Source organism: Paraburkholderia ribeironis, assembly GCF_900019265.1.
GTDB classification, from domain to species: Bacteria; Pseudomonadota; Gammaproteobacteria; order Burkholderiales; family Burkholderiaceae; genus Paraburkholderia; species Paraburkholderia ribeironis.
Map to the genome: position 1 here is coordinate 89,295 of NZ_CYGX02000012.1, position 19,575 is coordinate 108,869.

Here is a 19,575-nt window from a genome sequence, read left to right on the forward strand (position 1 = left end):
GGAGATGGAATCAGTGATCGACGCCGGCCGCCGCGGCTTCGTTGACGAAGCGGCCGGTCGTGAAGCGATCGAGCCCGAACGGCTCGATCAGCGGATGCGGCCGGTCGTGCGCGATCGTGTGCGCGAGCGTGTCGCCGCCTGCCGGAATCGCCTTGAAGCCGCCGGTGCCCCAGCCCGTGCTCAGATACAGGCCCGTCACCGGCGTTCTGCCGACGATCGGACTCGAATCTGGCGAGATATCGACGATGCCCGCCCACTGGCGCATCAGCTTCAGGCGGCTGAAACTCGGGAACAGATTCAGCGCGGCGCTCAGCGTGTCTTCGAGCGCCGGCAGCGCACCGCGCTGACCGTACGACGGATAGCCGTCCGCCCGCCCGCCGATCAGGATCTCGCCGCGATCCGACTGGCTGATGTACGCGTGCACGGTGGGTGACACGACGAGGCCGTCGAGCGCCGGCTTCACCGGTTCGCTGACCATCGCCTGCAACGCGCCGCTCACGATCGGCAGCGACAACCCCGCCATCTGCGCGACTACCGACGAATTGCCGGCCACCGCGATCGCGACCTTGTCGGCGCGCACCAGCCCGTCGCGCGTCCGCACGCCGAGCACGCGCCGGCCGCTGACCTCAATATCCGTCACCTCGCAGTTCTGCACGATGTCGACGCCGAGCGCATCCGCCGCACGCGCGTAACCCCACGCGACCGCATCGTGACGCGCCACGCCGCCGCGCCGCTGGATGAAGCCGCCATAGATCGGAAAGCGCGCGCTGCGCCGCGTGTCGAGCAGCGGCAGGAAGCTGCGCACCTGCCCGACGTCGAGCATTTCGGCGTCGATGCCCTGCAGCAGGATCGAATTCGACCAGCGCTCGAGCATGTCCATCTGATGCGGGTTGTGCGCGAGCGTCAGCACGCCGCGCTGGCTCAGCATCACGTTGTAGTTCAGCTCGTGGCTCAGCCCTTCGTAGAGCTTCAGCGAGTGCTCGAAGAAATTCGTGCTCTCCGGGTAGAAGTAGTTCGAGCGGATCGCGGTCGTGTTGCGGCCCGTGTTGCCGCCGCCGAGCCAACCCTTTTCGAGCACGGCGACGTTCGTGATGCCGTGCCGCTTCGCGAGATAGTAGGCGGTGGCCAGCCCCTGCCCGCCGCCGCCGATGATCACCACATCGTAGCGCGTCTTCAGCCGCGGGTTGCGCCACACCGGCTGCCAGTGACGGTGCCCGCGCAAGCCGTGCCGCACGATGTTCAGAAACGAGTACTTTTCCACCTGCTGCCCTCGCCGGACGAATGAGCGTTTAAAGAACCACGGTGCGCTGGCCGTTCAGGAACACGCGGCCTTCGCTGAACAGGCGCACGGCGCTCGCGAGCGCGACGGCTTCGGTGTCGTGGCCGATCAGCGCCATGTCTTCGGCGCGCTGCGTGTGGTCGACCGGCTTCACTTCCTGCACGATGATCGGCCCTTCGTCCAGATCGCTCGTGACGAAGTGCGCGGTCGCGCCGATCACCTTGACGCCGCGCTCGTGCGCCTGGTGATACGGCCGCGCGCCCTTGAAGCCCGGCAGAAACGAGTGGTGGATATTGATGACCCGGCCTTCCAGCCGCCGGCTCATATCGTCGGACAGAATCTGCATGTAGCGCGCGAGCACCAGCAGTTCGGCGCCGGTCCGGTCGAACAGCGCGAGAATGCGCGCTTCCTGCTCGGGCTTCGTCTGCGGCGTGATCGGGAAGTGATGGAACGCAATGCCGTGCCATTCGACCAGCGCGCGGCAGTCTTCATGGTTCGACACCACGCCGACGATATCCACCGCGAGCGCGCCCGCGCGCCACTTAGTCAGCAGCAGCGTCAGGCAATGGTCGTAGCGGCTGACCGCGATCAGCACCTTCGGGCGATAGTCCGCGCGGCGCAGCACGTAGCGCATGTCGAGCTCGGACGCGAGCGTGTCCAGATCGTCGCGCATCGCTTCGAGCGGCACGTTCATCACGTGATCGTCGAAAATCATCCGGCAAAAGAAGGTCTGCGTGCCCGGGTCGCCGTAGTGGAACGACGCCGTCACGAACGCGCCGCGCTTGTACAGCAGGTCGGAAACGTTCGCGAGGATGCCGAGCCGGTCGGGACACTGGAAGGTGAACAGCCAGTCGACTGAGGTGTTGTCCATGGTATGCAATACGTCCTTTGCCTTTAACCAACCGTCTATCAGGATAACTAACAGGTGATGCAACGGAGCCGCGCGAATGCGTAATCTCCGTCTGTCTAGCCAACTATCGCCCTGCCGCCGTTCAGCGCGCGTCGACGAAACGCCGCACGTAATCGTTGGCGGGCGCGCGGCGGATCTCGTCCGGCGTGCCGATCTGGATCACGGCGCCGTCCTTCATGATCGCGATGCGCGAGCCGATCTTCATCGCTTCGTCGAGATCGTGCGTGATGAACACGATGGTCCGGCGCAGCACCGCCTGCATTTCCAGCAGGATGTCCTGCATCTCGCCGCGGATCAGCGGATCGAGCGCGCTGAACGCCTCGTCCATCAGCAGGACGTCCGGGTCCGACACCAGCGCGCGTGCCAGCCCGACGCGTTGCCGCATGCCGCCCGAGAGCTCGTCCGGATAGCGCTGTTCGTAGCCTTTCAGGCCGAGCCGCCCGTTGATCCATTCGCGCGCCACGCGATCGGATTCCGCTTTCGGATCGCCGCGCACCCAGCGGCCGAACACGACGTTTTCGAGCACGGTCTTGTGCGGCAGCAGCGCGAAGCTCTGGAACACCATGCCGATGTGATTGCGCCGCATGTCGCGCAGCGCCCGCGAGCCGAGACGCAGCACGTCGGTGCCGCGGAACAGCAGTTCGCCGCTGTTCGGCTCGATCAGCCGGTTGAAGTGCCGCACGAGCGTCGACTTGCCCGAGCCCGACAGGCCCATGATGACGAAGATCTCGCCCTCGCGGATCGACAGCGACACGTCGCGCACCGCGACGTTGCAGCCGGTGCGCTGCAGGATGTCGTCCTTCGTCACGCCTTGTTTCGCGAGCGACAGCGCCGACTCGACCTGACGCCGATGTCCGCCGAACACCTTGTACAGATGGCGCAGTTCGAGAATCGGCGCGCCGGGAGCAGCGGAACCGGCACCGGTGTCCTGCCGGGCGCCCGCCACGGGCGATGCATCGGAGGCCGGCCGGGCCGCCGGATCACGCGCGCCGGCGTCGAGCGAAGCGCGCAGGCCGCGCAGGCCGCGCAGGCCGCGCAGAATGGAGAGTGTCATACCGATGCGCTCCGGGCTTGTCGGCGCAGCCGCCGGCTCACGCCGAACGACTGCGTGATGCGATCGAACACGATCGCGAGAATGACGATGGCGACACCTGCGACGACGCCCTGGCCCATGTCGAGATTGTTGATGCCGGACAGCACGTCCTCGCCAAGGCCGCGTGCGCCGATCATCGACGCGATCACGACCATCGCGAGCGACATCATCACCGCCTGATTGACGCCGGCCATGATCGACGGCAGCGCAAGCGGCAGTTCGACCGCGATCAGCTGCTGCCACGACGTCGCGCCGAACGATTTCGACGCCTCGACGACATCCGCCGGCACCTGCCGCAGCCCGAGATCGGTGAGCCTGACGAGCGGCGGCAGCGCGTAGATCATCGTCGCGAAGATCGCCGGCACGCGGCCGAGCCCGAACAGCATCACGACCGGAATCAGATAGACGAACGAAGGCAGCGTCTGCATCATGTCGAGCACCGGATTGCAGACCCGCGCGAGCCACGCGCTGCGCGACACCGTGATGCCGACCGGTACGCCGATGACCGTGGTCAGCACGAGCGCGGTCAGCATGATCGCGCAGGTCGAGATCAGCTTGTCCCACAGGCCGAGGCAACCGATCACATAGGTGAGCGCCATCAGCACCAACGCGCGCCCGATGCGCCGTCCGCCGAGCCATGCGATCGCGCCGATCAACGCGATCACGACAAGCGGCGGCGCCGCTTTCAGCATCGCTTCGACCGGATTCAGCGCGTACATCAGCAGTACCACGCTGACGTGATGAAACACGTCGCCGTAACGCGATACCACGCCCGTGAAGAACTGGTTGATCGGGTCACCCAGGTGCAGCGGATAGAAGATGCCGTTCATTGCACTACCCTTTCCAGTGGACGGCGCCGCCGGTGTAGCCGGACGGCGCCGTCGATCCGTTGGTTACTTCAGGCTGGCCTTCACCTTCTGCGCGACCGCATCCGGTACCCAGCCGGCGACGATGGCCGGATGCGCCTTCAGATAATCGACCGCCGCGTCGCGCGAGGCAAGCTTCGTGCTCGCCATCTGCGCGAGGGTCGCGTTGATCGCGCCGATCGGGAACTGGACCTTGTCGAACAGCGACAGCACCGCGGGGTCGCTATCGGCCACCGAGTTCGACACGACGACGCGCAGCGTGGTGGGCGGCGACGCCGAGCCGCACGGGTTCGCATCCTTGCTGCCGTTGATGGTCTTCCAGCACGCCGCGTTGTACGCCGGCTCGTCGAGCTTGACCGCGTGAAAGCGGCCGAGAATCGTCGACGGTTCCCAGTAGTAGAACAGGATCGGCTTGCCGCGCGTGAAGGCCGATTCGATCGCCGCGTCGAGCGCGGGCCCGGAGCCCGGATGGAAATCGGTGTAGGACGCGTCGAGCTTGTAGGCCTTCATCTTCTGCCCGGTATCGGATTCGCACTGCCAGCCGATCGGGCAGTTGTACAGGCGGCCGTGCGACGGGTCTTCCGGATCCGCGAACAGCGCCTTGTAGTGCGGCAAGTCCGTCACGCTCTTCAGGTCCGGCGCGATCGGCTTGATGCCGCGCGTGGGGTCGCCCTTGATCACGTAGTCGGGCACGTAATAGCCCTCGACGCTGCCGCCGTTCACCAGCGAACCAACGATCTTCACGCGGCCGTCATGCGCCGCGGTTTCGAACGCCGGCGTGCGGCCCGACCAGTACTCGACCATCACGTTGAGGTCGCCCGTCGACACCGCCTGCAGTGCGATCGCGTTGGTGGCGGGCGTCAGCTCGGTCTTGCAGCCGTAGCCCTTTTCGAGCACGTAGCGGATGACCTCGGTCATGAACTTCGCGCTGTCCCATCCCATCTCCGCAAACTTCACCGGCTTGCCGGCCGCGCACCACGACGACTGTGCGAGATCCGCGGCCTGCGCGTTCGCACCCAGCGCACCGACCGCGCACACGACGAGCGCACGCGCCAGCGCGTGCGGGAAAAACCGTTTGAACATGTCTCCACTCCGTTCGTTGATTGGCTCCAATACCCCGATTCGCGCAACTGCTGCTGTACCGCCTGCTTCGTGAATCCTGTGCACGCGTCGCCTGCTCCCTGTAGCGCAAGCACGCGCGTTCCTTCGTGTTCAAAGTGCCGCCACCACCGCGGGCACCGCGTCGAACAGATCGGCGACGAGCCCGACATCGGCGACGCCGAAGATCGGCGCCTCCGGGTCCTGATTGATCGCGACGATCGTGCGTGCGTCCTTCATGCCCGCGAGATGCTGGATCGCGCCGGAGATGCCAACCGCGACATACACATCGGGCGCGACGATCTTGCCGGTCTGGCCGACCTGATAGTCGTTCGGCACGAAGCCCGCGTCGACGGCCGCCCGCGATGCGCCGAGCGCTGCGTCGAGCCGGTCGGCCAGCGGAGTCAGCACGCGCTGGTAGTTGTCTCCCGAACCGAGGCCCCGTCCGCCCGATACGACGACCCGCGCCGTCGCGAGATCCGGCCGCTCGCTCGCGGTCGTGTCGCGGCGCACGAAGCGCGCGGTAGTCGTGTCGGCGCGCACGGCACATTCGACTGCCACACGTTCGGCCGCGGCTTGTGTCTGCTGCACCGCCGGGAAGGCCGACGTGCGCACGGTACCGACCACCACGCCGTCATTGACGCGCACCGTCGCGATCACGTTGCCGGCGTACATCGGTCGCTCGAACGTTCAAACGTACTGCAGCCTCCACCGCGATCTCGTTCGCGACATCGACGCCGCCGCCGTCCGCTTTCACCCGCACCTTCACGTTCGCGTCGACGACGCGCTTGACTGCCACCAGTATCTTCATGAGTTCGTCCCTCACATGCGCATCCGCGCGCCCGCTGGATCGTAGGCCGGCTCGCGCAGCAGCCGCGCCGCGCGGCGTTCGCCGAGAATCTGGATTTCGAACGGATGGTCCGCGCCGCCTTCCAGCCATGCCGATTTCACGTAGGCCATCGCGAGGCTCTTGCCGGTGCTGTGTCCGTACGCGCCCGAGGTCGTGTAGCCCGCGACCTGATCGCCGACCCAGACCGGTTCGAAGCCTGCCGCATCCGCATCGAGCGCGTCGACATCGAAGGTCACGAGACACTGCTCGGGCGTCACACCGCGTTGCGCGAGCGCCGCGTCGCGGCCGATGAAGTCACCCTTGTCGTACGCGATGAAGCGCTCGAGGTCCGCCATCGAAGGCGTGTACTCGGGCCCGAACTCGCGCGACCAGATGCCGAAGCCCTTCTCAATGCGCAGCGACAGCAGTGCCCAGACGCCATACGGACGCAGGCCGTAGGCTTCACCCAACGACAGCAGCTTCGCGTACACGCTGCGGACATACGGCGCGTCGACATAGATTTCATAGGCGAGCTCGCCCGACAGCGACAGCCGCGCGACCCACGCCGGCGCCACGTCCGCGTCGCCCTGCACGACCTGCATGAAGCGCTGCGTCGACACCGCGCTGTCCGCGCCGAACAGGTCGCGCATCAACTCGCGCGAGCGCGGACCGGCGACCACCAGCATCGCGAGCGAATCGCTGCGATTGTCGATGCGCACCGAACCGTCCGCCGGCAGCAAGCCGCCGAACCAGCGCTGATGCCATTCCTGCAGATAACCCGACCCGGTAATCAGGAAGCGGTCCTCCGCGAGGCGCAGCAGTGTCAGGTCGCCCTTCAGGCGGCCGCTCTCCGACAGCAGCGGCGCGAGACGCGCCCGTCCGAGCTCCGGCAGCCGGCTCGCGAACACGCGGTCGAGCCACGCGGCCGCACCCGACCCGCTCACTTCGTACTTCGCATAGCCGCACGCGTCGAACACGCCCACCGCCTCGCGCACCGCGCGGCATTCCCGCGCGACCGTTTCGAACGCGTTCGAGCGTCTAAAGCTCGGCGTTTCTTCGGCTGGCGTGCCGGGCGGCGCGAACCACATCGGCGATTCGAGTCCATACATCACGCCGAATACCGCGTTAGCTTCTTTCTGGAGGTCGTACAGCGGCGTGGTCTTCATCGGCCGGCCCGCGGGCCATTGCTCGTTTGGCCGCGCGAGATAGAAGCGATGTTCGTAGAACTCCTGCGCTTTCGCCGTCACGTAGGTCTGCGTCAGATCCGGGAAGCGCGCGACGTCCATACCGAACACGTTGTCGTGCGGCTCCCCTTCGATCATCCATTGCGCGAGCGCGAGACCCACGCCGCCGCCCTGGCTGAAGCCCGCCATGCAGCCGCACGCCGCCCAGTAGTTGCGCAGCCCGCGCACCGGCCCGACGAGCGGATTGCCGTCGGGCGTGAACGTGAACGGTCCGTTGACCACCCGCTTGATGCCCGCGTTGCCGACGCTCGGGAAGCGCTGAAAACCATGCATCAACTCTTCCTCGATGCGTTCGAGACGCGGCGGCAGCAGATCGGTCTCGCCGTATTCCCAAGGCGTGCCGCCGAGCGCCCACGGCGTCGAGCTGCGCTCGTACACGCCGAACAGTACGCCGTGATGCTCCTGACGCAGGTAGATTTCGCCGTCCAGATCGACCATCACCGGAATCTGCCGGCCGAGCTGGACCAGTTCGGGGATGTCCTCCGTCACGAGGTAGTGGTGCTCCATCGGAATCAGCGGCAGCTTCACACCGGCCATTGCACCCACTTCGCGCGCCCACAGGCCAGCCGCGTTGACCACGTGCTCCGCGTGGATTTCTCCCTTGTCCGTCGTCACGATCCAGCTGCCGTCCGGGCACTGCCGCAACGCTTCGACACAGGTGTGCTGATAGATCTCGGCGCCCTGGCGGCGTGCCGCGCGGGCATAAGCCTGCGTGCAGCCGTACGGATCGAGGTGGCCTTCGTTCGGCGCCCACAGGCCGCCCTTCACGTCGCTCACGTCGACGAGCGGGCACTTCGCGGCGATCTCCGCCGGCGTGATCAGTTCGGTTTCGAGGCCCATGAAGCGGTGCCGCGAGGCCTCCGTGCGCAGGAACTCCCAGCGCTCCGGCGTCGCGGCGATCGTGATGCCGCCTGGCACGTGCAGCCCCACGTCCTGATCGCCGATTTCCTGGATCTCCTTGTAGAGCGAGATCGTGTATTCCTGCAGCCGCACGATATTCGGATCGCCGTTGAACGCGTGGAAGCCCGCGGCCGCATGCCAGGTCGACCCGGCGGTGAGCACCTTGCGCTCGAGCAGCACGACGTCTTTCCAGCCGAACCGGGTCAGGTGGTACAGCACCGAGGCGCCGACCACGCCGCCGCCAATGACCGCTACCTGGCAATGACTCTTCATCGATCTCGTTTCCTTCACAGGTTCATTCATGGATGCATGCAACGCCGGTGGTTCAGGGTTTGCCTGGTGCGCCTTTAGCAGCGCCAAGCTCGTTTGCACTCCGCACTATCTGCATCCTGGGAAGCACAAAAAACCGTCACAAACGAATTTCGGCAATGGCTGTCATGCAATTTCTCATGCAGCGTTCGTGCGCCGAATGAAATCTCAAACGTCGAGCTCGACATCCGACGTCGGCCGCGAGCAGCACGCGAGCACGTAGCCCGCCGCGATCTCGTCTTCGTCGATGCCGCCGGCGTCGCTCATGTCGACCGTGCCCGCGAGCAGACGCACGCAGCAGGTGCCGCACACGCCTGCCCGGCACGCGCTTGGTATCACGAGACCCGCGCCTTTCGCCGCATCGAGCAGCGTGGCGTCCGCCGCGCAGGGACCTTCGCGCGCCGCGCGCGCATAGCGCACGCGGAACGTTGCATCGCTGGCCGCCGGCGGCCGTTCGGCGGGCAGCGGCAGCGTGAAGCTTTCTTCGTGATATTTGTCGGGCGCGAGTCCCATCGACAGCAGCAGCGCCTTCACTTCGCGCATGAACGGCTCGGGCCCGCAGCAATAGACATCGCGCTGCACGACATCCGGCGCGAGGCGCGCGAGCATCGCGGCAGTGAGGCGCCCGCTGCCGGGCGCACGGGAGATCACTTCGTGCACGCGAAAGCCTGGCCAGTCGCGCGTGAAGCCGATCAGTTCGTCATGGAACAGCACGTCGCCCGGCGTGCGCACGCACTGCACGAACACGGCGTCCGGTCCGACGTCGGGCAGCGTCGCGCGCCAGTGACGTGCCATCGCGATCAGCGGCGTGATGCCAACGCCGCCCGCGATCAGTAGCACCGGCTCGCGTCCCGACGGCGCGATGAAGGTGCCCGACGGTCCCGCCGCGCGCAGCACGGCGCCGGGTGTCGCACGCCGATGCAGCCACGTGGACACCGGTCCTTCAGGCGCCTGCCTGGCCGTGATCGAAAACGACGCGCGGTCGGCGCCCGGCACCGAAGACACGGTGTAGCAGCGAAACTGCGGACCGTCGTCGAACGGCACCTCGAACGTCACGTGCTGACCCGCGGCGTGCTCGAAGCGCCGTCCGTCTTCGAAGCACCACGTAAAGGTCTTCACGTCGTGCGTTTCGCGCACGACCGACACGCACCGCACTGGCGCGAATTCGCGGTCGGCGGCCGCCATCACGCAACCCGGATCGGCAGCGTGCGGCGCGTGGCGGCGAGACCGTCGCGCATCGCATCGAGGTACCACGCGATGAACGCCATCACGCCGCTTTCGACGAGCGGCGAATACTCGCCCGGCTCGTAGCCGAGCGAATTGATGCCGAGCTGGTTGGTTTCGACGAGCCGCTGATCCTGCGCGTTGGTCGCTTTCCACACTTCGGTCAGCGTGTCGAGGTCGTAGTCGACGCCTTCCACCGCTTCTTCGTGGACGAGCCAGCGCGTCGTGACCTGGGTCTTGCGTGGGCCGAGCGGCAGCAGACGGAACGCGACGGCGTGGTCGCCGAGCGCGTGATTCCACGTGTTCGGAAAGCGCAGCAGACGCAGCGAACCGACGTCCTGCTCTGGCAGCGCCCCCATCACGCGCCGGCTGGCCGCTTCGCCCGACATCGTGAACGACACGCCCCGTTCCATCGCGGCCCGCACGAGGCGGTATTCGGGCGCCTCCTCGACGGGTGCATAAGGCAGGCCGGCGGCCGCCCAGCGCGCTTCGTCGCTCGCGGTCTTCGCGGCGAACACGACGCCATCGCTGCCGTAGCGCGGATCGGTCGGGCCGTCGTACTCGAAAATCGTGCGCAGCAGTTCGGGATGGTTGGCTGTGCAGTGGTAGCACTCGCGGTTGTTTTCGAGCACGAGCTTCCAGTTGCCCTTCTCGACGATCGTCGATTCGAACGCGATCTTCGCATGTTCGAGCCCGTGCGGCGCGAGATACGGCGTGACCCGCGCGCTGAACGCGGAGAAGTCCGGCGGCTCCTGCGCGAGGCTGATGAAGATGTAGCCGGCGACGACTTCGCACGCGACGCGCTTCAACCCGTATTTCGACGGATCGAAGGTCTCGCCCATATTGCGCGCGAACATCAGCTTGCCGTCGAGGCCATAAGTCCACTGGTGATACGGGCAGGTCAGCCGGCGCGCGGTGCCGCGCTCGCCCGCGCAGATTCGCGAGCCGCGATGGCGACAGGTATTGAAGAACGCGCGGATCGTGTCGTCGCGGTCGCGGATCACGACGACCGAGGTCTCGCCGATCGCCACCGTGAACCAGTCGCCCGGCCCCTTGATCTCGCAGGACAGCCCGGCGAACAGCCACTGCTGCTCCCAGATCAGCGCCATGTCCGCGGCGAACAGGTCTTCGTCCTTGTAAAAGGCCTGCGGCAACGGGCGGCCTGGCACACAGGCGGCGAGCAATGCGTTGAGCTTCGTGTCGTCGAACATGGAAGGTTCCGTCCATCTGTCGTGGCGCACCGCCGCTTCGCGCGGCGCAGCGGTACCGGCGGACCGCTGGGATGGATTTCATGCCGACATAAAGGGCGCGACAAGACACAATTTCTGCGGCATTGCATCCGAATTCGCATGCAAACCGGTCCTGTCGCCGCACGCGCCCGTCTGGCAAGGCTTTCGCCGAGGTCCAGCACAGCGGGGCGTGGCAAGGCGAGATGAATAACTACGGGCTATCCCCTAGTGGTCCAGCATTTCTTTTTGGCTAGCATTTTTGCAATCGAACGGACGGGCCGTGCGCGGGACATCACACCAGCAGACCGTCGAGGTCAACCATCGCGAGTGGGGGCGTCATGGCCGTGCAAAAGTCGAAGAAGCGCCTGCCGCCGCTCAACACGATCGCGGCCTTCGAAGCGTCGGCGCGCCTCATGAGCTTCACGAAGGCCGCAGAGGAGCTGCATCTGTCGCAGGGCGCGGTGAGCCGGCAGATCCAGGTGCTGGAAGAGCGTATCGGTGTGCCGCTCTTCAACCGGCGCCATCGCGAGATCGACCTGACCAGGGCGGGCGTGATCTTCCAGCAGGCGATCGCGCAGAGCCTGATGTCGATCCGGCGCGCCGTCGCATTGATCGAAAATCTCGAATCGTCCAGCGTGACGATCGCGGCGAGCGTCGCGATGTCGAGCTTCTGGCTGATGCCGGCGATGATCGGTTTTCGCGAACTGCACCCCGACATCGAAATCCGCGTGCTGGCGAGCGACCAGCCGCTCGACCCGCGCCGCGAAGCGGTGGACCTCGCGATCCGCTATGGCGACGGCCACTGGCCAGGGCTCATCAAGTACAAGCTGTTCGACGAAGAAATCTTTCCGGTCTGCAGCCCCGAATACCTCGAATCGCGTCCAATTTCATGCGCCGATGATCTGCTCGACGAAGTGCTGATCGACGTCGAAGCGGGACTGTCCGTCTGCAGCACGTGGGACGACTGGTTCGCGCTCGCGGGCGTCGCGCCGCAGCCGCACCGCAGCTCGATCCGCGTGAACAACTTCGACCTCGCCTATCGAGCCGCCTGCGCCGGCAAAGGCGTCGCGCTCGCATGGTCATATGGCGTGACGGAACTGCTGCGCGACGGCGCGCTTGTGCGACCGCTCGACATCAGCGTGCATACACGGCTGTCCGAGTACATTGTGACCGCCGAGCAATACGAACTGACCAACGCTGCCAGATTCGTGCTCGACGCGTGATCGACTTCGCCGGGCACACTGTCCCGTCAACATCTGGAGAGACTTCAGTCACGCTGTCAACAGCGAAATCCTGAATGTCCCATCTATCAATTACACGACTTGTTCTCGATTCTGCGCGTACTATCGACAAGCCCATCGACTTCAACGCCGAAGGCTGCTCGTCGAGCATCGCCCGTTCCAACCTGCCGGGGACCAAATACCATCAATCCAGCCTCAGTCCCTGCGATCTGAGAATTGGCCTGAATTCCGCAAACCGCGAACAATTCTCGCTTCGCCTTCGGGCTCGCCGATGATCTGAACACCGGTTTCACTTCATCGTAGGCGAGTCCTCAACTCCTCAACGCCGTGTCGAGTTCGGCGTTGAGTTTGGCTACTATAGTGCCCGCCAAAAAATAGCGGACACAATAGTGGATAGTAAACGACCCAAGCGGCCAAACTTCCTGGTCGAGTTCAAGCGGCAGGTCGTCGAGGCGACGCTCAAGCCAGGCGCGTCCGCCGCGCTCATCGCTCGCGAACATGGGTGCCAGTTCAGCCACTTGCCCGCGCAAAGCGTCCTCGACGTCGGAAGCAAACAGTTCGGCGAGGTCACTACGTTCCGTCCCTCTCGTGTTTGTCAGGGAGCGAGTAACGTGACTGACTTTATTCTCTCGGAGCATATTGAGGTTGCGTTGCCACCGTATCGATAGGCGCGAGACTAACGCATACCGGGTTGCAAGTTTACGCGTCGCGGCCCGTCGTTCCTTCGTTGCCCGAGTCTTGCCGTCAGTTCTTCTCCTCGCCAAAGTATTCCCTGCACGTACCCGGGCCAGCGCCCAGACCCGCGCAATCGAATCGATAGAGGTCTTTGCAGCGTCTATAAAAGTACTGTTCTCGTCCTGCACTCTCCGCGATCATTCGGCGACCGACGATCTTGTCTCCGCTCTGTTACGACGAAGACACCGCGAAGCCACCCCCAAAACACTCGAAGGCATCTACGCAATTAGACTGAGGCCACCTGCGGCAGATCGTACGTGAGCGGCGCCATCCGCCGCGGGATCCGTTCCGATCCACCCCTCAAGCATGTCCGCCCAGGCCTGTAGCATCGACCGCCTCTGCTCAGCATATTCGGCCTTGTTGTACACCGCGCGCACCCCGCGTTGCTCGTGTGCCAGACGTTTTTCAATCCAGTCGCTGTTGAACCCGGCTTCATGCAACTGCGTGCTAGCCGTTCTCCGAAGGTCATGCACCGAGAAAGATTCGAAGTCCGGTTCGTTCTCGCGAATAAGCTTCACGGCGCTGTCTATCACGCGATTCAGGGTGGCTGCACTTATAGGCAATTCCGTCTCGTAACGACCAGGATGCAGGTACGAGCTTGCGCCGAAACACGTCTTGAAGGCGACGAGGATATCCAGGGCCTGCTGACTGAGGTACACGTTGTGCGCTCGACCTCCCGGCGCGCCCGTTCGAGAAGGAGCCTCGCTTCAGCGAGACTGAGCGACATACCGAAGCTCAATTCGTGCATCTCGCGTACGCCCTTCGCGGGGAGCCTGGGATCATAGCGGCCTATGACCAGCGTCTCGCGCCGGCCGTTCAGGCGATAGTCAAAGCGGAAGCTGGCCACGCCCGACAGCGTGACCGCAACGCACAGGCCGCGCTGGTCGGCCACCTTGTAGATCCTGCCAGCCGGCTTGAGCGCCCGCAATTCGAGGTCGGTAAGCATGCAATGCTCCGTGAACTGATACCGTCACCTGATACCGTCACGCGTCGTGACGGTATCGCGTTGGATCGTCCGCAGAGCAAGATGCTATACCGTCAAACATACCGTCGGTAGCGCCCAGCTGTTGTCAGTCCCCATTAGACCGCACTAGGCAATAAACCCTTGATTTTGTGGGAAAAAGCGAGAGAATCCAGATTTCTGCAGACTGCTGCAGAGCATCCTGAATTACTCCCACTCGATCGTCGCAGGCGGCTTCCCCGAGATGTCATACACCACCCGGTTGATCCCGCGCACTTCGTTGATGATCCGGTTCGACACATGCCCGAGCAGCTCGTGCGGCAGGTGCGCCCAGTGCGCGGTCATGAAGTCCAGCGTCTGTACCGCACGCAGCGCGACGACGTACTCGTAAGTGCGGCCATCACCCATCACGCCGACGCTCTTGACCGGCAGGAACACCGCGAACGCCTGGCTCGTCAGGTCGTACCAGGACTTGCCGGTTTCCTTGTCGATAAAGGTACGCAGCGTCTCGATGAAAATCGCGTCCGCGCGACGCAGCAGGTCCGCGAAATCGCGTCTGACTTCACCGAGAATCCGCACGCCCAGGCCCGGCCCCGGGAACGGATGGCGATACACCATCGCCGGCGGCAAACCGAGCTTCACGCCGAGTTCGCGCACTTCGTCCTTGAACAGTTCGCGCAGCGGTTCGAGCAACTTCAGATTCAACGTCTCCGGCAGGCCGCCCACGTTGTGATGGCTCTTGATGGTCTGCGTCGCTTTCTTGCCCTTGCCGGCCGATTCGATCACGTCCGGATAGATCGTGCCTTGCGCGAGCCACTTCGCATCGGTCAGCTTGCCGGCTTCGGTCTGGAACACCTCGACGAATTCCGCGCCGATGATCTTGCGCTTCGCTTCAGGATCGGTCACGCCGGCCAGCTTGCGCAGGAACACGTCGCTTGCGTCGACATGAATCACTTTCACGCCGAGGTGATCCGCGAAGGTCGCCATCACCTGCTCGGCTTCGTTCAGGCGCAACAGGCCATGATCGACGAACACGCAGGTCAGCTGATCGCCGATCGCGCGATGCAGCAGCGCCGCCGCCACCGACGAATCCACGCCGCCCGACAGCCCCAGGATCACGTGCTCGTTACCGACCTGCTCGCGAATTTTCGCAACCGCTTCGTCGATGTAGTGGCCCATTTCCCAGTCGGGCCGCGCGCCGCAAATCTGCAGGACGAAGCGCTCGAGCATCGCGCGGCCCTGCACGGTGTGCGTGACTTCCGGATGCCATTGCAGACCGTAGAAATGGCGCTTTTCGTCGGCCATCGCCGCAATCGGGCACGATTCAGTCGATGCCATCAGCGCGAAGCCCGGCGGCATTTCGAGGACCTTGTCGCCATGGCTCATCCAGACCTTCAGCATGCCGTGACCTTCCGGCGTGGTGAAATCGCTGATGCCTTCGAGCAGGCTCGTGTGGTTGCGCGCCCGCACTTCGGCATAGCCGAACTCGCGCAGATGGCCGATATCGACCTTGCCGCCCATCTGCTCGGCCATCGCCTGCATGCCGTAGCAGATGCCGAGCACCGGCACGCCGAGTTCGAACACCGCTTGCGGCACACGCGGCGTATCCGTTTCGGTGACCGAGCTCGGGCCGCCGGAAAGAATCACGCCCTTCGGCGCGAAGTCGCGAATGAACGACGCATCGACGTCGTATGGATGAATTTCCGAATACACGTTGGCTTCGCGAACGCGACGTGCAATCAGTTGGGTAACTTGCGAACCGAAGTCGAGGATCAGGATCTTGTCATGCATGGCAGCGGACGGAATCAAAAGTGAGCGGATACGGAATGCCGCGCACGAAGCACGGCGTTGAATTCAAAACGGTCCACGTGGGAACGGTCGAGCATGAAACGTAGCAATGCAGCGCGCTGGCGCGGGCGCCGCCGCGGGCAGCTGGCTGCTGTATGCGCGAACCACCTCCGGTAGCGCCGGCAAACAACGTCGACAAACAACGCCGGTAAGCGACGTCAATAAGCGGCGTCAATAAGCGGTGTCGACAACCCGGGTCGACAAACGGCGTGGCGTGAGGCGCGTCAGCCATGCAGCGGCGGCCGAGGCGCGCCGGCAGCTTCGGCGGCGGCGTTGCGGGCAGCGCGTTCGGACTCCGTCAGACCGGCTTCGTCGACGGCCGGACGAAGCGGCGCCGCTGCAGCGGGCGTGACGGGACTCGTGGGACTGACCGGGCTCGCGGGATTGACAGGCCGTGTGGCCGGTGCGGCCGGCATGACGGGTTCGACCGCCGGCTCTGCGTGATAGGCCGGAAAGCCCGCCGTGACGCGCGGCTCGCGCTCCAGCTCGCGCCGCCTGGCGGCCTCTTTCTCAGCCTCTTTCCCAGCCGCTTTGGCGGCCCGCCTGTCGGCACGCGTGACCGCAGTCTTGTCCACGATCCCCTTCTCGCGCCGCCGCACCGCCCCCGACAAACGCACCCCGCCGAGACCGATCACCACCAGCGCCACCGCGGTCGACACCGCGACAACCTGGCCGAAACCGGTAAGCAACGGCGTTCGCAGGCCGATCAGCCAGACCAGCATCAGCACGCCAGTCAGCCAATGCACGTGACCGACGACCTTGGCGACCTTCGTGGTCAACGCGCCATCGAACGATGCGTGCAACGCCAGCCACGCGAGCCCGACGAGCGCCACGCCAAACACCTGGCCGACCAGTGCCGGCTCGGTTTGCGCCAACTGCAGCGCGTCGTACAACGAAGTCCAGGGCGTCAGCAGGAACAGCAGGCCGAACGCCAGCAACACCAGGGCGTCGAGCATCAGTACAACGCGCAGCAATGGCTTCATGGGCGTTTAGTCCACGTGGTAGTTGGGCGCTTCCTTGGTGATCTGCACGTCATGCACGTGCGACTCGCGCAAGCCCGCGCCGGTGATCTGCACGAATTCGGCCTTGTCGTTCATCTCCGCGATCGTGCGGCAGCCGCAGTAGCCCATGCTGGCGCGCACGCCGCCGATCAGCTGGAACAGGATCGCGTTGACCGAACCCTTGTAGGCGACGCGGCCTTCGATGCCTTCCGGCACGAGCTTGTCGATGTTCGCGGAGTTGTCCTGGAAGTAGCGGTCCGCCGCGCCGTCCTTCATCGCGCCGACCGAACCCATGCCGCGGTAGGACTTGTACTGGCGGCCCTGGTACAGGAACACCTCGCCCGGCGATTCCTCGGTGCCGGCGAACATGCTGCCCATCATCACCGCGCTCGCACCTGCCGCGAGCGCCTTGCTGACGTCGCCCGAGAAGCGCACGCCGCCGTCCGCGATCACCGGCACGCCAGTGCCCTTGAGCGCTTCGGACACGTTCGAGATCGCGGTGACCTGCGGCACGCCCACGCCGGCGACGATCCGCGTCGTGCAGATCGAGCCCGGGCCGATACCGACTTTCACGCCGTCCGCGCCGTACTCGACGAGCGCCCTGGCGGCCGCCGCGGTAGCGATGTTGCCGCCGATCACCTCGACATGCGGGAAGTTCTGCTTGACCCACCTGACGCGCTCGAGCACGCCCATGCTGTGGCCGTGCGCGGTATCGACGACGATCACGTCGACGCCCGCCTGCACCAGCAGCTCGACGCGCTCCTCGTTGTCCGCGCCGACGCCGACCGCCGCACCCGCGCGCAGCTTGCCGTGTTCGTCTTTACAGGCGTCCGGGTGTTCGGTCTGCTTGGTGATGTCCTTGACGGTCATCAGGCCGCGCAGTTCGAATGCGTCGTTGGTGACCAGCACGCGCTCGAGGCGGTGGCTATGCATCAGCGCCTTGGCTTCGGCGAGCGGAGTACCTTCCTTGACGGTGACGAGGCGCTCACGCGGCGTCATGATGGTGCGCACCGGCTCGTCCAGACGCTCTTCGAAGCGCAGGTCGCGGTTCGTGACGATACCGATCAGCTGCGCGCCCTCGACGACCGGAAAGCCCGAAATGCCATGTTGCTGCGACAGTGCGATCACGTCGCGCACTTTCATCTGCGGCGGCACCGTGATCGGATCGCGCACGACGCCCGACTCGAAACGCTTGACCTTGGCCACTTCACGCGCCTGTTCGGCCGCCGTGAGGTTCTTGTGGATGATGCCGACGCCACCCATTTGCGCCATCGCGATCGCGAGGCGTGCTTCGGTGACGGTGTCCATGGCGGCGGACACGAGCGGCATATTCAGGGAGATGTTGCGGGTCAGCCGGGTCTTGAGGCTGGTGTCGCGCGGCAGAACATCGGAGAAGGCCGGGACGAGGAGCACGTCATCGAACGTGAGTGCTGTTTGGATCAGACGCATGGCAAATCCTATAGGCGCAAAAGCGAATTATACGCGATACACCCCCGGTTTTCACTGCGCGAACAGCAGCTTAGCGAATTTCCGGCGATTTTTTTCGTGACTTCTGGCCGCGCGATTTCGCTTGGCTGTTCGCGTCGGGTTCGATCGGGTTTCGTTTGCGCGTTCGGGGGCAATGCGGCGCTGGCCCAACCGGCAAACACGGACCAGCCGCAAAAATCACCCGCAATCCGCCCGAATGCAGAATCGAACAAGACGCCAGCGTCGCCGAACGGCTAACCTGCGCACCATTCCAGTTTTCTTGCAGGGGCAGTCGATGCAGCGCGGTGTGGCATATGGAGTAATGGCCGGGGCCTTGTGGGGCATGGTTTTTCTGGTGCCGCGCGTGCTGCCCGACTTTTCGCCGCTGCTGCTCAGCGCCGGCCGCTACACCATGTACGGCATTGTCTCGCTGGCCGCCGCGCTGCCGATCGCGCGCTCGCTCGCCAAACGCCTGACCCGCGAGGATCTCGGCGCGCTGGTGAAGCTGGCGCTGGCGGGCAACCTCCTCTATTACCTGCTGCTGACGGCAGCCGTCCATCTGATCGGCATCGCGCCGGCCTCGCTGATCGTCGGCGTGTTGCCGGTCACGGTGACGCTGCTCGGCCGCCGCGACCGCGGCGCAGTACCGCTTGCCCGCCTCGCGTGGCCGCTGGCAGTGGTGATGGCCGGCATCGTCTGCATCAATATCGACGTGTTCACGGCGACCGGCAGCACGCCAGTGAGCGTCGCCACCAAGCTCGTCGGGCTCGCCTGCGCGCTCGGCGCGCTGGGCTGCTGGACGTGGTTCGCGGTCGAGAACGCCCGCTACCTGCAGCGGCAAACGCATTTCAGCGGCAATGAGTGGTCGGTGCTATGGGGCGTGGTGACAGGCGCGCTCGGCGCGGCTCTGTGGCTGGTGATCGCAGTGTTGCCGTCGGGCGGCCCGCAGGGGGAACTGGCTGCCTCGCGCTGGCACACGTTCTGGATGCTCAATCTCGTCCTCGCGATCGGCGCGTCGTGGCTCGGCAACGGGCTGTGGAATGCCGCTTCGAAACGGCTGCCGCTGACGCTGTCCGGCCAGATGATCGTATTCGAGACGCTGTTCGCGCTGCTCTACGCGTTCATTTACGACCAGCGCCTGCCGCGGCCGCTGGAGCTGACGGCGATCCTGCTGCTGGTGGCGGGGGTGTGCTGGTCGGTGCGCCAGCATGCGGACGATGATTCGTCGGAGGTCCCGACGCGCATCAAGGATAAGCCGCAGGTTTCGGCGCCTTGAGGCAAGGCGAAGCGAAACGAGGCGAAGCGAAGGGAGGCGAAGCGAAGGGAGGCGAAGCGAAGGGA

14 protein-coding genes and 3 pseudogenes are annotated in these 19,575 nt (G+C 65.1%); 2 read left to right on the plus strand and 15 right to left on the minus strand.

Annotation, left to right across the window (positions count from 1 at the left end):
• Nucleotides 1-10: 10 nt before the first annotated feature.
• The 10 genes and pseudogenes from BN2475_RS06165 to BN2475_RS06205 form a co-directional block, all read right to left on the minus strand.
• Nucleotides 11-1,261: a sarcosine oxidase subunit beta family protein gene (locus tag BN2475_RS06165; RefSeq protein ID WP_094778675.1), complete on the minus strand. Its 1,251-nt coding sequence runs from the start codon at nucleotides 1,259-1,261 to the stop codon at nucleotides 11-13.
• Nucleotides 1,262-1,289: 28 nt separating this feature from the next.
• The gene (purU, locus tag BN2475_RS06170; RefSeq protein ID WP_094778676.1) at nucleotides 1,290-2,150 is read right to left on the minus strand and encodes a formyltetrahydrofolate deformylase; all 861 of its coding nucleotides are present in this window, start codon (nucleotides 2,148-2,150) and stop codon (nucleotides 1,290-1,292) included.
• Between the two features lie 121 nt (nucleotides 2,151-2,271).
• Nucleotides 2,272-3,243: a quaternary amine ABC transporter ATP-binding protein gene (locus tag BN2475_RS06175; RefSeq protein WP_094778677.1), complete on the minus strand. Its 972-nt coding sequence runs from the start codon at nucleotides 3,241-3,243 to the stop codon at nucleotides 2,272-2,274.
• Nucleotides 3,240-4,112 (minus strand): ABC transporter permease, encoded by an 873-nt coding sequence (locus tag BN2475_RS06180; protein ID WP_094778678.1) that lies wholly within the window; start codon nucleotides 4,110-4,112, stop codon nucleotides 3,240-3,242. Before BN2475_RS06180 ends, BN2475_RS06175 begins: the two co-directional genes overlap by 4 nt.
• A 63-nt stretch (nucleotides 4,113-4,175) precedes the next feature.
• Nucleotides 4,176-5,231, minus strand: coding sequence for a glycine betaine ABC transporter substrate-binding protein (locus BN2475_RS06185; protein WP_094778679.1), 1,056 nt, complete (start codon nucleotides 5,229-5,231; stop codon nucleotides 4,176-4,178).
• A 129-nt stretch (nucleotides 5,232-5,360) separates the two neighbouring features.
• Nucleotides 5,361-5,936, minus strand: a pseudogene (locus BN2475_RS06190) (electron transfer flavoprotein subunit alpha/FixB family protein); the annotation flags it as partial.
• A gap of 1 nt (nucleotide 5,937) precedes the next feature.
• A pseudogene (locus tag BN2475_RS36460) lies at nucleotides 5,938-6,057 on the minus strand (electron transfer flavoprotein subunit beta/FixA family protein); the annotation flags it as partial.
• Between the two features lie 11 nt (nucleotides 6,058-6,068).
• On the minus strand, nucleotides 6,069-8,492 hold the full coding sequence (locus BN2475_RS06195) for a GcvT family protein (RefSeq protein ID WP_094778822.1): 2,424 nt from the start codon (nucleotides 8,490-8,492) through the stop codon (nucleotides 6,069-6,071).
• A 204-nt stretch (nucleotides 8,493-8,696) separates the two neighbouring features.
• Complete coding sequence (locus tag BN2475_RS06200; RefSeq protein ID WP_094778681.1) at nucleotides 8,697-9,713, minus strand: flavin reductase family protein; 1,017 nt, start codon at nucleotides 9,711-9,713, stop codon at nucleotides 8,697-8,699.
• Nucleotides 9,713-10,963, minus strand: a complete 1,251-nt coding sequence (locus BN2475_RS06205) for an aromatic ring-hydroxylating oxygenase subunit alpha (protein ID WP_094778682.1) — start codon at nucleotides 10,961-10,963, stop codon at nucleotides 9,713-9,715. The genes BN2475_RS06200 and BN2475_RS06205 overlap by 1 nt, the downstream gene beginning before the upstream one ends.
• A 356-nt stretch (nucleotides 10,964-11,319) precedes the next feature.
• Here BN2475_RS06205 and BN2475_RS06210 point away from each other — a divergent pair, with 356 nt between their 5' ends.
• A complete protein-coding gene (locus BN2475_RS06210) occupies nucleotides 11,320-12,204 on the plus strand; it encodes a LysR substrate-binding domain-containing protein (protein ID WP_094778683.1) in 885 nt (294 codons plus the stop codon).
• 329 nt (nucleotides 12,205-12,533) lie between these two features.
• Here the strand turns inward: BN2475_RS06210 and BN2475_RS34180 are convergent, their stop codons facing one another.
• The 5 genes and pseudogenes from BN2475_RS34180 to guaB form a co-directional block, all read right to left on the minus strand.
• Nucleotides 12,534-13,085 (minus strand): hypothetical protein, encoded by a 552-nt coding sequence (locus BN2475_RS34180; RefSeq protein WP_159444527.1) that lies wholly within the window; start codon nucleotides 13,083-13,085, stop codon nucleotides 12,534-12,536.
• Nucleotides 13,086-13,175: 90 nt separating this feature from the next.
• Nucleotides 13,176-13,903, minus strand: a pseudogene (locus BN2475_RS06220) (integrase arm-type DNA-binding domain-containing protein).
• Between the two features lie 222 nt (nucleotides 13,904-14,125).
• Nucleotides 14,126-15,709: a glutamine-hydrolyzing GMP synthase gene (gene guaA, locus BN2475_RS06225; protein WP_094778685.1), complete on the minus strand. Its 1,584-nt coding sequence runs from the start codon at nucleotides 15,707-15,709 to the stop codon at nucleotides 14,126-14,128.
• A 281-nt stretch (nucleotides 15,710-15,990) separates the two neighbouring features.
• On the minus strand, nucleotides 15,991-16,749 hold the full coding sequence (locus BN2475_RS06230; RefSeq protein WP_094778686.1) for a hypothetical protein: 759 nt from the start codon (nucleotides 16,747-16,749) through the stop codon (nucleotides 15,991-15,993).
• A gap of 6 nt (nucleotides 16,750-16,755) precedes the next feature.
• Nucleotides 16,756-18,216 carry an IMP dehydrogenase gene (gene guaB / locus BN2475_RS06235; RefSeq protein WP_094778687.1) on the minus strand — a complete coding sequence of 487 codons (1,461 nt, stop codon included), beginning with the start codon at nucleotides 18,214-18,216 and terminating at the stop codon, nucleotides 16,756-16,758.
• A gap of 313 nt (nucleotides 18,217-18,529) precedes the next feature.
• Between guaB and BN2475_RS06240 the strand changes: the two genes are divergently transcribed.
• Nucleotides 18,530-19,510 carry a DMT family transporter gene (locus BN2475_RS06240; protein ID WP_094778688.1) on the plus strand — a complete coding sequence of 327 codons (981 nt, stop codon included), beginning with the start codon at nucleotides 18,530-18,532 and terminating at the stop codon, nucleotides 19,508-19,510.
• Nucleotides 19,511-19,575: the final 65 nt, after the last annotated feature.